Origin of the sequence: Paraburkholderia sp. GAS448 (assembly GCF_050435685.1) — a bacterium.
Taxonomy (GTDB): domain Bacteria; phylum Pseudomonadota; class Gammaproteobacteria; order Burkholderiales; family Burkholderiaceae; genus Paraburkholderia.
The window spans coordinates 498,696-515,522 of the sequence record NZ_JBNDKT010000002.1 but is presented as its reverse complement, the minus strand read 5'-3'; the positions used below and the strand labels follow the sequence as shown (position 1 = coordinate 515,522).

At 64.8% G+C, this 16,827-nt stretch carries 15 protein-coding genes; all 15 read right to left on the bottom strand.

What is annotated here, in order from left to right; translation table 11 throughout:
- Nucleotides 1-7: 7 nt before the first annotated feature.
- Nucleotides 8-2,104 carry a flagellar biosynthesis protein FlhA gene (gene flhA / locus P3T23_RS05895; RefSeq protein ID WP_429315236.1) on the bottom strand — a complete coding sequence of 699 codons (2,097 nt, stop codon included), beginning with the start codon at nt 2,102-2,104 and terminating at the stop codon, nt 8-10.
- Nucleotides 2,101-3,309: a flagellar biosynthesis protein FlhB gene (gene flhB / locus P3T23_RS05890; RefSeq protein ID WP_429315235.1), complete on the bottom strand. Its 1,209-nt coding sequence runs from the start codon at nt 3,307-3,309 to the stop codon at nt 2,101-2,103. The genes flhA and flhB overlap by 4 nt, the downstream gene beginning before the upstream one ends.
- Before the next feature lie 131 nt (nt 3,310-3,440).
- Nucleotides 3,441-4,694, bottom strand: coding sequence for a DUF3443 domain-containing protein (locus P3T23_RS05885; RefSeq protein ID WP_429315234.1), 1,254 nt, complete (start codon nt 4,692-4,694; stop codon nt 3,441-3,443).
- Between the two features lie 25 nt (nt 4,695-4,719).
- The gene (locus P3T23_RS05880; protein WP_429315233.1) at nt 4,720-5,274 is read right to left on the bottom strand and encodes a DUF2844 domain-containing protein; all 555 of its coding nucleotides are present in this window, start codon (nt 5,272-5,274) and stop codon (nt 4,720-4,722) included.
- A gap of 157 nt (nt 5,275-5,431) precedes the next feature.
- On the bottom strand, nt 5,432-6,142 hold the full coding sequence (gene cheZ / locus P3T23_RS05875; protein WP_429315232.1) for a protein phosphatase CheZ: 711 nt from the start codon (nt 6,140-6,142) through the stop codon (nt 5,432-5,434).
- Between the two features lies 1 nt (nt 6,143).
- Nucleotides 6,144-6,539, bottom strand: coding sequence for a chemotaxis response regulator CheY (gene cheY / locus P3T23_RS05870; protein ID WP_429315231.1), 396 nt, complete (start codon nt 6,537-6,539; stop codon nt 6,144-6,146).
- Nucleotides 6,540-6,611: 72 nt separating this feature from the next.
- The gene (locus tag P3T23_RS05865; RefSeq protein ID WP_429315230.1) at nt 6,612-7,700 is read right to left on the bottom strand and encodes a protein-glutamate methylesterase/protein-glutamine glutaminase; all 1,089 of its coding nucleotides are present in this window, start codon (nt 7,698-7,700) and stop codon (nt 6,612-6,614) included.
- Between the two features lie 5 nt (nt 7,701-7,705).
- The gene (gene cheD, locus P3T23_RS05860) at nt 7,706-8,482 is read right to left on the bottom strand and encodes a chemoreceptor glutamine deamidase CheD (protein ID WP_429315229.1); all 777 of its coding nucleotides are present in this window, start codon (nt 8,480-8,482) and stop codon (nt 7,706-7,708) included.
- Nucleotides 8,479-9,435, bottom strand: coding sequence for a CheR family methyltransferase (locus P3T23_RS05855; protein WP_429315228.1), 957 nt, complete (start codon nt 9,433-9,435; stop codon nt 8,479-8,481). Before P3T23_RS05855 ends, cheD begins: the two co-directional genes overlap by 4 nt.
- A 16-nt stretch (nt 9,436-9,451) precedes the next feature.
- A complete protein-coding gene (locus P3T23_RS05850; RefSeq protein WP_429315227.1) occupies nt 9,452-11,359 on the bottom strand; it encodes a methyl-accepting chemotaxis protein in 1,908 nt (635 codons plus the stop codon).
- A 33-nt stretch (nt 11,360-11,392) separates the two neighbouring features.
- A complete protein-coding gene (locus P3T23_RS05845; RefSeq protein WP_429315226.1) occupies nt 11,393-11,920 on the bottom strand; it encodes a chemotaxis protein CheW in 528 nt (175 codons plus the stop codon).
- Between the two features lie 32 nt (nt 11,921-11,952).
- Complete coding sequence (gene cheA / locus P3T23_RS05840) at nt 11,953-14,274, bottom strand: chemotaxis protein CheA (protein WP_429315225.1); 2,322 nt, start codon at nt 14,272-14,274, stop codon at nt 11,953-11,955.
- A gap of 63 nt (nt 14,275-14,337) precedes the next feature.
- Nucleotides 14,338-14,715, bottom strand: coding sequence for a response regulator (locus P3T23_RS05835; RefSeq protein ID WP_429315224.1), 378 nt, complete (start codon nt 14,713-14,715; stop codon nt 14,338-14,340).
- Nucleotides 14,716-14,799: 84 nt separating this feature from the next.
- Nucleotides 14,800-15,798, bottom strand: a complete 999-nt coding sequence (motB, locus tag P3T23_RS05830; RefSeq protein ID WP_429315223.1) for a flagellar motor protein MotB — start codon at nt 15,796-15,798, stop codon at nt 14,800-14,802.
- Nucleotides 15,799-15,820: 22 nt separating this feature from the next.
- On the bottom strand, nt 15,821-16,681 hold the full coding sequence (gene motA / locus P3T23_RS05825; protein ID WP_133661332.1) for a flagellar motor stator protein MotA: 861 nt from the start codon (nt 16,679-16,681) through the stop codon (nt 15,821-15,823).
- Nucleotides 16,682-16,827 lie beyond the last annotated feature (146 nt).

The window sequence follows — 16,827 nt, the reverse complement described above, 5'->3', positions numbered from 1 at the left end:
GGCGGCGTCAGGCGCCGATCACGTTGACGACGCGAACATGCCGCGTGTCGGGCACTTCCGCATACGAGAGCACCTTCAACTGCGGCAGGCTGCGGCGCAGGAAGCGCGCGAGCATAGGACGCAGCGCGTGCTGGACAAGCATCACCGGCGCGAGGCCAAGATTCTGCTGACGCGTCATCGCTTTCTGCGTTTCCGTGAGCAGCGTGTTTGCGAGGCCCGGTTCGAGGCCCGGATTGGCGCCCGTGGAGAGCGCCTGCGACAGCACGCGCTCGAGATTCGCGTCGAGTCCCATCACCTGCATGTCGCCGGTGCCCGGGAACCACTGCTGCGTAATCGCGCGGCCGAGTGCGAGACGCACCAGCGCCGTGAGATCGTGCGCATCGGTGACCTTCGGGGCGGATTCGGAGAGTGCTTCGAGAATCGTGCGCATGTCGCGGATCGGCACGCCTTCTTCCAGCAGGTTCTGCAGCACCTTTTGCAGCGTCGTGAGCGACACGGTCTTCGGCACCAGGTCGTCGACGAGCGACGGCGTGGATTTCTGCATCCGCTCGACGAGCGACTGCACCTCCTGGCGGCCAAGCAGTTCCGACGCATGCGTCACGACGAGGTGATTCAGGTGCGTCGCCACCACCGTGCTCGAATCGACCACCGTGTAGCCGTACACCTGCGCCTGTTCCCGCAGGTTCGTATCGATCCAGACCGCCGGCAGGCCAAACGCCGGATCCTGGGTCGGGCTGCCCGGCAGCGCGGCCGTCACCTGGCCCGGATTGATGGCGAGCCACTGCCCCGGATACGCTTCGCCGACGCCCACTTCGACACCCTTCAGCGCGATCCGGTAACCGTTAGGCCGCAGTTCCAGGTTGTCGCGAATATGGATGACCGGCGGCAAGAAGCCGATTTCCTGCGCGAACTTCTTACGGATGCTTTTGATACGCTTGAGCAGCTCACCGTCGGAGTTCTTGTCGACGAGCGGGATCAGGCGGTAGCCGACTTCGAGTCCGAGCGTGTCGATCATCGTCACGTCGTCCCAGCTGGCCTCGGTGGTTTCGGCCGGCGTAAGCGCCGCCGGCGCGACGTCGACGAGTGCCGCGGCGGTCCTGCTTTGCGCCGCACGCTTCTTCATCACGCGGCCCCACTGGATTGCGCCGCCGCCCAGCACCAGGAACGCGAAGTGCGGCATGCCTGGAATCAGACCCATCAGGACCAGAATGCTGCCGGTGATCAGCAGTACGCGAGGATTCGCGAAAAGCTGGCCAGTCAGCTGCGTACCGATGTCTTCGTTGGTCGCCACGCGCGACACGATCACACCCGCCGCCGTCGAAATCACGAGCGACGGGATCTGCGCGACGAGACCGTCACCGATCGTCAGCAGTGTGTAGTTCTTGCCGGCGGCCGCGAAATCCATGTTGTGCTGCACCATCCCGACGATCAGGCCGCCGATGATGTTGATCACCATGATGAGCAGGCCCGCTATCGCATCGCCGCGCACGAACTTGCTCGCACCGTCCATCGAGCCGTAGAACTCGGCTTCCTGCGCGATTTCGGAGCGGCGCTTGCGCGCCTGTTCCTCGTTGATGAGACCGGCATTCAGGTCTGCGTCGATCGCCATCTGCTTGCCGGGCATCGCGTCGAGCGTGAAGCGCGCGGACACTTCGGCGATCCGGCCCGCACCCTTCGTGATCACCATGAAGTTGATCACCATCAGGATGATGAAGACGACGATACCGACCGCGAAGTTGCCGCCCACGAGGAAATGACCGAACGACTCGATCACCTGGCCCGCGGCGTCCGGGCCGGTATGGCCCTCGAGCAGCACGACTCGGGTCGAAGCGACGTTCAGCGACAGGCGCAGCAAGGTGGAAAACAGCAGCACGCTCGGGAAGGCCGCGAAGTCGAGCGGCTTCATCGTGTACATACTGACGAGCAGCACCATCACCGACAGCGCGATGTTGAACGTGAACAGCAGATCCAGCAAGAAGGGTGGCAACGGCAGGATCATCATGCCGAGGATCATGCAGATCAGCACCGGACCGGCGAGCGCGCGCAGGTTGGTGCCGCTCAGAGCATCAGGTCGTCGGGAGAGAAACCCCACGCGTGCGTTCATGCTGAGGCTCCCTTGCCTTCGTCGTCGTTGCCGAGCGCGTCGGCGGCTTCCTCTTCTGCTTCTTCGTCCGGCACGCCGCCCTTGTCGAGGTCGGCGGGGACATCGAGTTCTGTCGGTGCAACAGGTTTCTCGCCGCCGTCTTCCCTGAAGCGGCGCAGCTGATAAACCCACGCGAGCACCTCGGCGACCGCGCCGTACAGCGGCCCCGGGATCTCCTTGTCGAGTTCCACGTTGTGATAGAGCGCACGGGCGAGCGGCGGCGCTTCGAGCAGCGGCACGTTGTGTTCGGTGGCGAGTTCGCGGATACGTGCCGCGACGAGGTTCACACCCTTCGCGATGACCTTCGGCGCACGCATCTCGCCGTCCGTGTACTGCAGCGCGACGGCAAAGTGCGTCGGGTTGGTCACGACGACGTCCGCCTTCGGCACCTCACGCATCATCCGGCGCCGCGCCATCGCACGCTGTTGCTGCCGGATCCGGCCTTTGACGTGCGGATCGCCTTCGTTTTCGCGATGTTCGCGTTTCACTTCTTCCTTGGTCATGCGCAACTTCTTGTGGAACGTCCAGATCTGGTATGGCACGTCGAGCGCTGCAACAAGGAACATGCCCGCCACCGTCATGCCGCAGCAGACCGCGATCAGGTGGAACGCGTTGGACAGTGCCGCCAGCAGGGGCTGGGTGGCAAGCGCGAGGATTTCGTCGCGCCGCTGCCAGATCGCCGTCGCGCCAATGACGCCGACAACCAGTGTCTTGGCCACCGACAGGCCGAGCTGGATCGGGCCGTTGATCGAAAACATACGGCCGAGTCCGGCAATCGGGTCCAGCCGGCTGAAGTTCGGCTCCAGCGACTTCGCGGAGATCAGCCAGCCGCCCAGCGCCAGCGGCGCGAGCAGCGCCGCGGCGCCGGTCAGGGCGAGGATCGGCCACAGCGCGGACAGCCCTTCGCGACCCGCCACGCCGGCGCCGATCAGCATCCGGCGCGTCTCGAACACGGTCGTATGGTCGAACGTGAACGCGGTGCGCAGCATCGTCTGCATGTGATAGCCGATCGTGCCGGACAGACCCCAGACGCCGTAAAAACCCGCGGCGAGGAGCGCGAAGGTCGACAGCTCCCTCGAACGCGCAACCTGCCCCTCTTCCCGCGCCTTGTCGAGGCGCCTGGGAGTGGCTGATTCGGTTTTTTCGAGGTCGCTATCCTCTGCCAAGACGCTCTCCGGGTGATCGGGGCAACATGCCCTTTTTCAGTGAGAGCGATTATTCCCGCAGAAGTCGAGCGACGATCGGCGGATAAAGCCAGGGAAAGGGGGGCATTTCGGCGGATGGAGGGGCGAGGACATCAGAACGCGATGAACGGCGCCTGGCCGCCGCTCGCCTGCTGGTCCATCCCGTAGTACACGTAGCGGCCGAAGAAGAACGGCAGGCCAAAGTCGACCGAAGTCGCGTTGATGCCGGGACCCGCGAGGGTGTTGAAGGCGTAATTGCTGCCGTTCGACACCAGCGTCGCGGCACTCACGATGCTCATCGTGATGGTTGCCGTCGAGCTGTTGCTGCCGCGCACGGTTGCGGAACGGGTCTGCGCGGTCGCCGGGCAGTAGAAACCTGGCTCGTTGCTGCCGCAGACCGTGAGCGACGTGTCGTTGAAGAAGTAGCCGTTCGAGCCGGTGTCGAACAACGCCGACACGGTCACGCTGTTGAACGTGCTATTGACGAGATCGCCGGCCGCGTTCGAGGTGAACGTCTGCGCTGCAGACAACGGGTTGTTGCTCTGGGTACCGATGCCGAACACCAGCGTCCCTGCCGCCGATGGCGCGCCGGTGTTCGGTACCGGTGGCAGCTGGACAATCAGGCCATTGTTGTCGCCGGTGAATTTCGGCACCGGGTTTGCGACCTGCTGCGCGGTCGAAACCCCCACGGCCGTGCAGCTACCGTTTGCACAGCCGAAATAGTTGCTGAAGGACGGATTCTGGCAGACGGTGCCGCAATCGTACGGTGCCACCCCAACGCCGAGTATCCCTTTCACACGCAACTGGGCGACCGTGTTTTCGGCCGCGCCGGTGCAGCCGGCGGGCACCGTCGTCAGATCGCCGACCACCTGGATCGGAATGCCGCTCGCGAGCTTCTGGCCCACGATCACGTCCGCGCTGCGGACCGTGCCCCAGGTGAAACCGTCAGCGAACTGCGTACACTCGGCGAGCTGCTGGGAGCCATTGACGGTCAGCGGGGTCAGTCCGGACGCGAGCGTTGCATTGAGCGCCGTATTGACCACGCGCAGCCCGTATGAGCCGGTGTCCAGCTGGACGTGGTCGATCGTCTGGCAGGTGCTCGTACCCGGCACGCACACGGTCACGCTGACGGTCGGAATGTTGATGAGGTTGCCAAGGCCCTTGTCGACGGTGATCGCAACGGTATTCGCGGCACCCACGGGAATCGGCTGCTGGGTCGGCCCGGCCGGCAGCGAACTGATGCCGTTGTCGCTCGAGCTGGAATTGCCGCTGTCGCCCCCTCCGCCACCGCACGCGGCGAGGATCGACACCAGCGCGGCCACGCCCGCGAACTGCAGCCATCCGATGAGCTTCGTTGCGAATCGCACGGTTCATCTCCCGGTTGTCGAGGGATCACTGAATGTCCTGACCGCTAACTCCGGCCGGCAAGGCCCGCGGCAGCCACGCCTGACCTGCGAACGCCCCCATGTGGCCGCCGGAGCGCACGACGAGCGTGTCCTGATCGACGGCGACTGCGCCGCGCCGCCCATAGGCCGCGCGCGCGGCTTTCACGCCATCGACGTACTGCTGAAAATAGCCGCCGAGCAGCGCCGACAGGTCGGGCATTTGCGGTCCCTGCCACGCGATGCCGAAGACCGTCCCCGTCGACGTGACGTACTCGCGCACGACGGTTCCGTTGCCGAGGGTCGTCTCGCGGATGGTAAAGCTAGCGGGGGTGGCGGGTGCGGCGCTCGAAGTGGACGAAGCAGCCGGGGCAGCAGAAGAAGCGGAACGGGTGACGGCTGAAGAGACCGCCTGCGCCGAACGCAAGGACAGGGAAGCGCTTGCGGGCGTTGTCATCGGGCTGCCGCCCAGCTCCGCATGCGCGGACTGGATGGCCGGTACAGACCCGCACAATGCAAGCACCGTCGACGTGACGGCGCGCGTGAGGCGACTCGAACTCGACATTACAGACTCCCCCTTTCGGCGACCGCCATGGCACGCGATACGCGTGCCATGGCGGCATCGGAATCCTGCCCGTGATCGCGCGGTGACTCGCGCGATCACGTCATGTCGTCGTAGTATGCCTGCGGTTTATTTCAAAGCACCTTCGGAACGTCCCGGATCAGAACCCGAGGCTTGCCAGCAGATCGTCGACCTGCCCCTGGTCCTGCATCACGTCGGCCTTGCCTTCCGGGTTGATCTGCGGACCGTTGAGGAGGCTGGCCGGACTGCCGGTCGACGAAGGCTCGGCAGCCAGCGCCGCCGCGTTCGCCGCGAACTGTTCGCGGCGTTCCATAGCGATGTTCTCGACCAGCACGCCGAGCAATTGCTGCTCGATCAGGTACACGACGTCCGTGATCTTCTTGATGACCTGTCCGGTCAGATCCTGGAAGTCCTGCGCCAGCATGATTTCGAGCAACTGCGCACTGGTTGCCGTGGTCGCTTCGGGCAGCCCGCGCAGGAACGTGCGCGTGTCGTTCATCAACGCGCGCACTTCGTCGCGCTCGATCGGCGCGGCATACCATTGCTCCCAGCGCGCGTCGAGCTCGCCCGCATCGCGCTGCAGCTGCTCCTGGATCGGCTTGGCGACTTCGATCGCGCTCAACACCTTCTCGGCCGCCTGCTCGGTCATCGTCGCGATGTACTTGAGGCGGTCGCGAGCGTCGGGCACGGCTTCGGCCGCACGCTCCACATGTTTGTCGAGGCCGAGTTCGCGCATCGAGTCGCGCAGCGTGCGCGTCAGTTGCCCGATACGGGCAAGAATGCGGTCGGTCGTGAGGTCGCCGCCGTCGTCTCTCGGCTCGGCGACTGGCGCGTTGGTCGGCTCGTCCACATCAGCTCCCGGTCTTCGCCATCTTCTCGAGAATCTTGTTGAGCTTCTCGTCGAGGGTCGCCGCAGTGAACGGCTTGACCACATAGCCGCTTGCACCAGCCTGCGCCGCCGCGATGATGTTCTCCTTCTTCGACTCGGCCGTGACCATCAGCACCGGCAGGTGCGTGAGGCTTGCGTCGGCGCGGATTTCCTTCAGCATCGCGAGGCCGTCGAGGTTCGGCATGTTCCAGTCGGAGATCACGAACTCGTAGGTGCCGCTGCGCAGACGCGCGAGGCCCGCCATGCCGTCTTCCGCCTCGTCGACGTTCGAGTAGCCGAGTTCCTTCAACAGATTGCGAACGATCCGACGCATCGTCGGGAAGTCGTCCACAACCAGAATCTTCATTCCCTTATCCATTTCAACTCCCTTTCGCTTATCCAGATGATGCGGCGCGTGTCCGCACATTTTTCATTCAATTTCAGCCGCGCATCATACCCGCTGCACGCGATCGCCCATCGATGCAAGACGCGCCATGACGCGCCGGCTCATCTCCGGCAGCGACGCGATCTCGTCGGCAGCGCCGAGCGCAATGGCCTCGCGCGGCATGCCGAACACGATGCAGCTCGCTTCGTCCTGCGCAAGCGTATAGGCGCCCGCCTTTTTCATGTCCAGCAGCCCGGCCGCGCCGTCGCGCCCCATCCCCGTGAGGATGACGCCAACCGCGTTCTTGCCCGCATGCTGCGCGGCCGAACGGAACAGCACGTCGACGGACGGACGGTGCCGGTTGACCGGCGGGTCGTCGGACAGGTGTGCAATATAGTTCGCGCCGCTGCGTGCAAGCAACAGGTGAGCATGGCCAGGTGCGATATAGGCATGTCCCGGCAGCACGCGTTCGCCGTGCTCTGCCTCTTTAACGGTAATCCTGCACAAACCATTAAGGCGTTGCGCGAAAGATTTCGTAAACCCAGGCGGCATATGCTGCGCGATCAGCACGGCGGGTGCATCGGGCGGCAGCGGTACCAGCACTTCGCGGATCGCTTCGGTGCCCCCCGTCGATGCGCCGACGATGATCAGCTTCTCCGTACTGACGAGCGGATTGTTGAAAAGCGGCGCGGGTGCGGGCGCTGCGTGCCCCGCCGGCCCGCCCGCATGCTGCACGGGCGCGGCCTGGCGCACGCGGGCGCGGGCCGCCGCGCGAATCTTGTCGGCCAGCTTTTCGGAGTAGTCGAGCATGCCGTCACGAATACCGACCTTGGGCTTCGTCACGAAATCGACTGCGCCGAGTTCGAGTGCGCGCAGCGTGATTTCCGAGCCGCGCTCGGTCAGCGACGACACCATCACGACCGGCATCGGCCGCAGGCGCATCAGCTTCTCGAGGAAGTCGAGGCCGTCCATGCGCGGCATTTCGACGTCGAGCGTGAGCACGTCCGGGTTGTGCTGTTTGATGAGATCACGTGCGACGAGCGGATCCGGCGCAGTTGCGACGACCGTCATGTCCGGCTGGCTGTTGATGATTTCCGTCATCAGGCTGCGAATGAGCGCTGAATCGTCGACACACAATACCTTGATTTTTTGCACAGCTGTCACGCCTCCTCTGTAGTCCTGGCGTTGTTCTGGTTGGCGGGGCGGGCACTCGCGCCGAACAGTTCGGCGCGCGGCTTCGTGCCTGGCGTCGCCGGCGCGGCGCCTGCCGCCCCGAACAGTTCGATGCGCGGCCTGGCGCTCGAGCCCGCCGGTGCGGCGAACAGTTCCACGCGTTCGCGCGCCCGCGCAAGCCGCTGGGCGCGCTCGTCGGCAGTCTGCCGGGCGAGCGCCTGTTCCCGTTCGGCCACCCCTTGATCGTGCTGCAGACGCAGCTTCTTTACCATCACCTGGCCGGTGCGCGGCATGAACGCGACCTTGCGCGGATGCCCGCCCTGCAGGTCTTCGGCCGTGATGCGGATTTTTTCGAGCGCCAGATAACGGCGCACGAACTCCGAATTGCGGTCGCCGATGTTCATCGTCGTCATGCCCGCGAGCACCGCTGCGCCGCCGAACACCTTGGCTTCAAAGCGTTCGCGCCGGCCACCGGCCTTGATCAGTTCGTTGATCAGCACTTCCATGGCATACGCGCCATAGCGCATCGAGTCCGATGCGGCCTGCACGACGTCAGCGCCGTCGTCGGGCAGCATGAAGTGATTCATGCCGCCGATGCCCGCCGTCCGGTCCTGGATGCACGCCGCCACGCATGAGCCGAGCACGGTGACGAGCACCATGTCCTCACTGGTCGTGTAGAACTCGTTGGGCAGCAGCTTCACGCCGGAGCGCTTGAAGTGGTTGTCAAAATACAGATTGGTCGCGATCGGCAAGGTGCTGCTCATACGCTCATCTCACCCATCGATTTCTTCTCGGCGCCCGCTGCCGCGAGCGACGAGGCACGCGCGCCACCAGCGTCGCGCGTCAGTTCGTAGACCGTCTGACCGCGCAGGCGAAACGCCTCCGTGACGTAGGTGAAGTTTTCCGAGTGGCCCGCGAACAGCAGACCGCCCGGCTTCACCAGCGGCTCGAAGCGCGCCAGCACCTGCGCCTGGGTCGGTTTGTCGAAATAGATCATCACGTTGCGACAGAAAATCGCGTCGAACTGCGTGCGCAACGCATAGTCGCGGTCAGTCAGGTTCAGTTGCTCGAAGCGGATCATCGCGCGCACTTCGGGACGCACCTTCACCATCCCCGCATGCGCGCCGGTTCCCTTGAGGAAGAAGCGCTTCAGCCGTTCCGGCGACAGGTGCTTCACCTGCTCGAACTGGTACATGCCCGCTTCGCCCTTCGCGAGCACCTGGGTGTCGATGTCGGTGGCATGCACGCTCGCCTGGCGCGCGGCGCTGTCGCCGAGCGCTTCGATCAGCGTCATCGCGATCGAATACGGCTCCTCGCCCGTCGACGCCGCGGAGCACCACACCGATACCGGCCCCTGCCGCTTCTTCACGAACCCGGCGAGGATCGGGAAATGATGCGCCTCGCGGAAAAACGCTGTGAGGTTGGTCGTGAGCGCGTTCGTGAACGCTTCCCACTCGGCGGGGTCCTGATCCGATTCGAGCCGGTCGAGATATTCCTTGAAGCTGTCGATATTGCGGGCGCGAAGACGCCGTGCGAGACGGCTGTACGCCATATCGCGCTTGTGATCCGACAGCGAAATGCCTGCGCTGCGATAGATCAGTTCGCGAATGCGCGCGAAATCCGCCGACGTAAACTCGAAGTCACGTCCCGGGTCGCCGGAGCGGCCGGCGTCGGCCCGCTCGGGCCGCTGCTGCTGCTGTGCGCGCGTTGACATCATGACTGCCTGCCATTTCCTAGAACGTTTCCCAGTCGGCGTCCGAGCCGGCTGAGGTGGTCACGGGCGAGGCCGGGCGCGTAGCCGGCTCACCTGGGCCTGCGGATACCTTCTTCGACCTCAGCACCGGTTCCGTGCGCGTCGCGCCTTCCGCTTTCGCGGCCGGCGCGCCTGCCTGCGTGGCCTGGGTATGGGTCCCGCCCGCCTGCTGCGTCGCTTGCGGCTGGCCGTGTGCCTGGGCATGCGTCGTCTGTGCCGCGTGCGCTGCCGGCGCGGCAGCTGCGCGGGACGGCCTCACGCCGCCGCTGCGCGCACGCACGCCGGATGAAGCCCCCTGCTGCGCCACGGAGCCGCCGCGCGCTTCATGCAGACCGCCCGTCACCCGCCACGCGCCAACCACGGTCTGCAGGTGACGCGTCTGTTCTTCGAGCGACGCTGCAGCCGCCGCGGCTTCCTCGACGAGGGCCGCATTCTGCTGCGTGACCTCGTCCATCTGCACGACGGCGCGATTGACCTGCTCGATGCCGGTCGACTGCTCTTCCGACGCCGCGCTGATCTCGCCCATGATGTCGGTCACACGGCGCACGGCCTGCACGATCTCATCCATGGTCGTACCGGCACGGCCCACCAGCAGCGAACCGCTCTGCACCTTGTCGGTCGAATCGCCGATCAGCTCCTTGATTTCCTTCGCCGCGCTTGCGCTGCGCTGCGCGAGGCTCCGTACTTCGCCCGCCACCACGGCGAAGCCGCGGCCCTGTTCGCCCGCGCGCGCCGCTTCGACGGCGGCGTTCAGCGCGAGGATGTTGGTCTGGAACGCGATGCCTTCGATCACGCCGATGATGTCGACGACCTTGTTCGAGCTCTTCGCGATGTCCTGCATCGTGCTGACGACCTCGCCCACCACCTCGCCGCCGCGCGTCGCGATGTCCGACGCATTGACGGCCAGCTGGCTCGCCTGGCGCGCGTTCTCGGCGTTCTGGCGCACCGTGCCGGTGAGCTGCTCCATGCTCGATGCGGTCTGCTGCAGCGAAGCTGCCTGCTGCTCAGTGCGCTGCGAGAGATCCGTGTTGCCCATCGCGATTTCGCGCGCGCCGGTATCGATCGAGCCGGTGCTCCCATGCACGGCCTTGACCATCGTCGCGAGGCTCTCCTGCATCCGCTTGATCGCACTGAAGAGACGGCCGATTTCGTTGCTGCTGGAGACTTCGACGTGCTGCGTCAGATCGCCCGACGCGATGCGTTCGAACGCATCGACCGCATCGTTGAGCGGCTGCACGATCAGGCCGCGCAACGCGAAGCGGATCAGCACGATCATCACGAGTGCCAGCACCGTGACGCCGATGATCAGCGCCGTTATCGTCGAGATGTTCGACTGCGACGCGGCCTGCTCATCGATGGCGCGCTGTTGCAACGCCTTGACGACCGGCGTCGCGGCCTCGTCGTAGGCAACGAACATCGGGCTGATTTTCGTGTCGGCGATCGCGTGATAAGCCACCAGATCGTTCGCGCGCAGCGCCGCGAACTCCGGATCGACGCCATCGCGCATCACCGCCGCGCGGCGTGCCACCAGTTCGTCGAGCAGCGCCTGATCGACACCTGTCTTCGGCGTGTTCAGATAGTCCTGCCACGCTTCGTTCGACTTGTTGAGCAGAAACTGCGCCCGCTCGAAAACCTTCTTCGCGTCGTCCGTCTTGCCGGCGGCGGTCATCGCATCGAAACGGTTGAGGGTAACGCGTGAGCGCAACATATACGACGCGGCGTCGTCGAGCGAGTGGATGGCGACCAGATCGCCGCGGGCGATCGAGTCGAGTGACTGGCTCGCGCGATTGAGCGCAGTCAGTCCGAGCGCGCCGACCACCACGGTCAACGCGACCAGAACGACGCCCACCGCCGTCAGCGAAGTGCGGATCGACAACTTGCCGAGCATCGCTATTTCTCCTTGATACCTGTGAACTGGCGCTTAGGCGCCGAGGTTTTCAATCAGCGCCATTTCCCGGCTGGTCATCAGCTTTTCGATGTCCATCAGGATCAGCATGCGGCCGTCGACCGTGCCGAGGCCGGTCAGATACTCGGTCGTCAACGTCGCGCCGAATTCCGGGGCGGGCATGATCTGGTCGGTCGCGAGCGTGAGCACGTCGGACACGCCATCCACCACCATGCCGACGACGCGATGCGCAACGTTCAGGATGATCACGACGGTCTGATGGTCGTACTCGACACGGCCGAGATGGAACTTGATCCGCATGTCGACGATCGGCACGATGATGCCGCGCAGGTTGATCACGCCCTTGATGAATTCAGGCGCGTTCGCGATGCGCGTCACGCTGTCGTAGCCGCGGATTTCCTGCACTTTCAGGATGTCGATGCCGTACTCTTCCGCGCCGAGCGTGAAGACCAGAAACTCCTGGCCGCCGGCGTCGGCCTGCCCCGCATCGCGGCGGCCATTCGCGCCGCTCACGGTCGAATTGATGGATTGGACTTCTGCCACGTTAGCCCCCAAACGGTTGGGTTGAATAAAGGTTAAGAGAGGTTGTTCAGGGCACCGTGCGCTGCACGGGTTTCGCGGTTAAGCGCTGCCACGTCCACGATCAGCGCGACACTGCCGTCGCCGAGAATGGTCGCGGCAGAAATGCCGTGCACCTTGCGGTAGTTCGTTTCCAGATTCTTCACCACCACCTGCTGCTGGCCGACGAGCTCGTCGATCAGCATCGCAAAGCGGCGTCCTTCGGTCTGCATGATCGTGACGATGCCTTGAGTCGGTTCGGCCTTGGCGTCGTCGACGGAGAACACTTCGTGCAGCGCGACGAGCGGCAGATATTCACCGCGCACGCGCACCACGCGCTCGCCGTTGGCGACCGTATAGATGTCTTCGGCCCGCGGTTGCAGCGACTCCATCACGAAGTTGAGCGGCAGGATGAAAATTTCGCTGCCCACCTTCACCGACATGCCGTCGAGAATCGCCAGCGTAAGCGGCAACACGATGCGCGTGGTGCTGCCCTTGCCCGCGTGCGACGTGATTTCGACGTGACCGCCCATCGACTGGATGTTGCGCTTCACCACGTCCATGCCGACACCGCGGCCCGACACGTCCGTGACCTGTTCGGCAGTCGAGAAGCCCGGCAGGAAGATCAGGTTCCAGACTTCTTCATCGGTCATGGTTTCGCTGACCTGCATGCCCTGCTTCGCCGCCTTGGCGAGAATCTTGTCGCGACGCAGGCCCGCGCCGTCGTCGCTGACTTCGATCACGATGTTGCCGCCATGATGCGCGGCCGACAGCACGAGCTGTCCGGTCGAATCCTTGCCTGCCGCACGCCGTGCTTCCACCGTCTCGATGCCGTGATCGAGACTGTTGCGCACGAGGTGGGTCAGCGGATCGATGATGCGTTCGATGAGGCTCTTGTCGAGTTCGGTCGCCTGACCGAAGGTGACGAGTTCGACCTCCTTGCCGAGCTTCGCCGCGAGATCGCGCACGAGGCGCGGGAAGCGGCTGAAGACGTAATCCATCGGCATCATGCGGATCGACATCACCGCTTCCTGCAGATCGCGCGCATTGCGCTCGAGCTGCGCCATGCCGTTGAAGAGGCGGTCGTGCAACGCCGGGTCGAAGGTGCTGGTGGTCTCCGCCAGCATCGCCTGCGTGATCACCAGTTCCCCGACGAGGTTGATCAGCTGGTCTACCTTTTCAACGCCGACGCGGATCGAGCTGCCTTCCGCGCTGGCGGCCGCTGCCGGACGGGCCGCAGCCTTGCGTTCGGTTTCAGCGGGTGCGGCCGGGGCTGCGGGCGCCGCTGCTGCGGTTGCCGCCGCTGCACTGGCGGCCGGCGCTGCGGCAGGCGCCGCCAGTGCAACGCTGGCTGCGGGCGGCGCGGCCGGAGCCGGCGCCGCATTGTCTGACACTGCCGCGGACGGCGCCCCCGCGCCGCCGCCTGCCGTGCTTTCTGCGAACGCCGGTGCAGGAGGCGCGGCTTCGGGCGCTCCAGGTTCGCCCTCCTGCGTCTCATCCACTGGCGCTGCGCCGCGGCCGATCACGATCTGACTTTCGTCGATCACGAAACAGCACACGGCGACGATGTCGTCGGACGATACATCGGAGTCGAGCCACAGCGTGAGATCGCTGCCTGTCTTCACCTGCCCGACGATACGACCCAGGTTGCCGAGTTCTTCCGTCAGCAGTTCCTGGTCCTTCTCACCTACTCCCCGTAGCGTAATCTTCAGATGCGGGCCGCCCTGTCCACCCGTGACGGTCGGTTCAGCTTCGTTCCATTCGCCCGCTGCCTGCACGGCCTGCTCGACCACGTGCTCGGGCGGCCGCGCGCCTTGCGGCGCTTCCGGCGCGGCGGCGGCAACGGCAACGGCGGCGGCTGGAGCGGCGGCTGGAGCGGCGGCCGGTGCGGCGGCCGGTGCGGGCGCCGCATTAGCCGGCGGCGTCGCGCCGGCGGGCAGCACTCCGCGGCTTTCGTTATAGAGATATTCGAGACGTGCGCAGATCGCCTTCGCCACCGCCGCGTCCGGCTCGGCGCTCGCGCGGTAGTCCGCCAGCTGGCCGGAGAGCACGTCCTTGGTTTCGAGGAACGTGTCGATCATGTCCTTGCGCAGCACGAGTTCGTTGTTGCGCGCGCGGTCGAGCAGCGATTCGAGGATGTGCGTCGTTTCCGTCAACGCGGTGAAGCCGAAGGTCGCCGCGCCGCCCTTGATCGAGTGCGCCGCGCGGAAAATCGCTGCGAGGTCTTCGGGATCGGGGCGGCCGATGTCGAGATTGAGCAGCAGCTGCTCCATCTGCGCGAGCAGTTCGTCCGCTTCGTCGAAGAACGTCTGATAGAACTGAGTGATGTCGAGTGTCATGCCTGGTTCACCGCGAGAGATCTGTCTGGGCTGGGGCCGGTTTGCGCATTAGCTTGTTGCCGCTCAGACGTCGCTGGGTGCGGCAAGCGCCGCAACCAGTTCGGTCAGCATGTCGGGGTCGAGTGGCTTTTCGATCCAGCCGGTCGCACCTGCGTCGCGCGCCGCCGCCTTGAACGTGTCACCGGATTCGGTCGTCAGTACAAGAATGGGCGTCGCCTGGTATGCAGGGTTGTCGCGCAGCGCGGCAATCAGATCGAGACCGCATCGGCGCGGCATATGCTGGTCCGTCAGCACGAGGTCGAAGGGAATCGCGAGCGCGTTCTCCAGTCCCTCTTCGCCGTCGGCCGCGAGCGTCACCTGATAGCCGGCCGCCGTCAGCGTCGCGGAGAGAATCTCCCGCATCGCTGCCGAATCGTCGATTGCCAGAATGTGCCTGATCATGAAAACCTCGTTGCGCTCACTTTAAGTTGCCTCGCCTGCTGCGCCGCGCCGGCGGCGCGAACGTGGCCGGACAACTGCGTTCCTTTACTGCGTCGCCGTCGCCGGCTTCGGGGCAACCGCCGCCGGTTGCGCGATACTGTCCAGAAGCGGCTTCGAGCCCGCAGCGTCGTTGGACAACGTGGTGGTCGTCGTATCGTCGCGCGTCAATGCCTCTTCCGACCGCTTGTTCAGCACGATGATGCTGATCCGGCGGTTCTCCGGATCCATCGGGTCGGCCTTGTTCAGGTTCTGCGTCGATGCGAGACCCAGCACGCGCAGCACTTTCGCTTCATCCATGCCGCCCGCGATCAGCTCGCGGCGCGAGGCATTCGCCCGATCCGCCGACAACTCCCAGTTGCTGTAGCCCTTCTCGCCGCCCGCGTACTGGACCGCGTCGGTGTGCCCCTGCACGACGATGCGGTTAGGCACGTCGTTCAGCGTGCTGCCGATCGCACGCAGAATGTCGCGCATGTACGGCTCGACGACGTCCTCCGCGGTCGCGAACATCGGCCGCTTCTGCGAGTCGACGATCTCGATGCGCAGGCCCGTCAGCGTCGAATCGATCCGGATCTGCTGCTTGAACTGGCGCAGCACCGGATTCGCTTCGATCGCGGCCATCAGCTTCACCTGAAGGTCATGCAGACGAACCTGCTCGCGGCGCTCGAGCGAGCCCTGCATCTGTTTGAGCGCTTCGTCGTCGTTGTGCGCTTCGCTGTGCTCGGCGCGCACAATCGAACCGTCGGTCTGACGGGTAATGCCTTCCCTGTCGGTCGAGATGTCGCGGCCGCCGCCCTTCACGACGCTCGAATCCACTGCGCTGCGATCGCCGCCCCACAGCGTGACTTTCAGCGGCTGGTTGAAGTAATCCGCAATGCCCTTCAACTGCACCGTCGAGGCCGAACTCAGCAGCCACATCAGCAGGAAGAACGCCATCATTGCGGTCATGAAGTCCGCATAGGCAAGCTTCCACGCGCCCCCGTGATGGCCTTTCTTCGGCGGCGCCGAGCGCTTGACGACAATTGCGCGGTCCTTGTCCTTACTCATCGGCTGATCCCCGGCCCGTGCCTTACTTCGCCTTCACGCGGCGCACGTGCTCTTCCAGCTCGGTGAACGACGGGCGTTCGGTCGAGAAGAGCACCTTGCGGCCGAACTCGACGGCGATCGCCGGCGCATAGCCGTTCAGGCTGGCGAGAATCGTCACCTTGATGCACTGGAACATCTTGGTCGACTCGGTCACGCGCTGTTCAGCGACGCTCGCGAGCGGTCCGATCAGCCCGTAGGCAAGCAGAATCCCGAGGAAGGTGCCGACGAGCGCCTGGGCGATCATCTCGCCGAGCACGGCAGGCGGCTTGTCGGCGGACGCCATCGTGTGGACCACGCCCATCACGGCGGCGACGATCCCGAAGGCCGGCATCGCATCGCCGACCTTGGTGAGCGCGTGGGCCGGAGCCTCGCCTTCGTGATGGTGTGTTTCGATTTCCTCGTCCATGAGGCTTTCGATTTCGAACGCGTTCATGTTGCCGCCGACCATCAGCCGCAGGTAGTCGGTCAGGAATTCAACGATGTGCTGGTCTGCGAGGATCTTCGGATACTGTGTGAAGATCGGGCTCTTCGACGGATCGTCGATGTCGGCCTCGAGCGTCAGCGTGCCTTCCTTGCGCGCCTTCGCGAGCAGCACGTACAGGAGCGCCATCAGCTCCATGTAGACGTCCTTGTTGTACTTGGCGCCTTTGAAAAGCGACGGGATCACGCGAAGCGTGGCCTTGATCGTCTTCATCCCGTTGCCGAGAATGAATGAGCCAACGCCCGCACCCACGATCATCAGCACTTCGACGGGCTGCAACAGCGCGGCAAGATGGCCGCCTTCCAGCACATAGCCGCCGAAGACGGACAACAGCGTTACGAGTGTTCCCACGAAAATCAACACTGCCGAGCCCTCACAAAGAAGCGACGGGAGACCGTCGTTAAACTGGTTTACGGCAGGCGGGCAGAAAACTTTGGGGGAAAAGGGGCTGGCGCCCCCGGTGTATACCAGCGGAGCACAGCAAGGCGCGGTGCGGCCTGCCGGGCGAT

What these genes read in the sequence shown, in the direction of transcription:
- flhA (WP_429315236.1), bottom strand. Translation starts at nt 2,104, where the DNA reads ATGAACGCACGCGTGGGGTTTCTCTCCCGACGACCTGATGCTCTGAGC.
- P3T23_RS05880 (WP_429315233.1), bottom strand. Translation starts at nt 5,274, where the DNA reads ATGTCGAGTTCGAGTCGCCTCACGCGCGCCGTCACGTCGACGGTGCTT.
- cheY (WP_429315231.1), bottom strand. Translation starts at nt 6,539, where the DNA reads ATGGATAAGGGAATGAAGATTCTGGTTGTGGACGACTTCCCGACGATG.
- cheD (WP_429315229.1), bottom strand. Translation starts at nt 8,482, where the DNA reads ATGAGCAGCACCTTGCCGATCGCGACCAATCTGTATTTTGACAACCAC.
- P3T23_RS05855 (WP_429315228.1), bottom strand. Translation starts at nt 9,435, where the DNA reads ATGATGTCAACGCGCGCACAGCAGCAGCAGCGGCCCGAGCGGGCCGAC.
- P3T23_RS05850 (WP_429315227.1), bottom strand. Translation starts at nt 11,359, where the DNA reads ATGCTCGGCAAGTTGTCGATCCGCACTTCGCTGACGGCGGTGGGCGTC.
- cheA (WP_429315225.1), bottom strand. Translation starts at nt 14,274, where the DNA reads ATGACACTCGACATCACTCAGTTCTATCAGACGTTCTTCGACGAAGCG.
- P3T23_RS05835 (WP_429315224.1), bottom strand. Translation starts at nt 14,715, where the DNA reads ATGATCAGGCACATTCTGGCAATCGACGATTCGGCAGCGATGCGGGAG.
- motB (WP_429315223.1), bottom strand. Translation starts at nt 15,798, where the DNA reads ATGAGTAAGGACAAGGACCGCGCAATTGTCGTCAAGCGCTCGGCGCCG.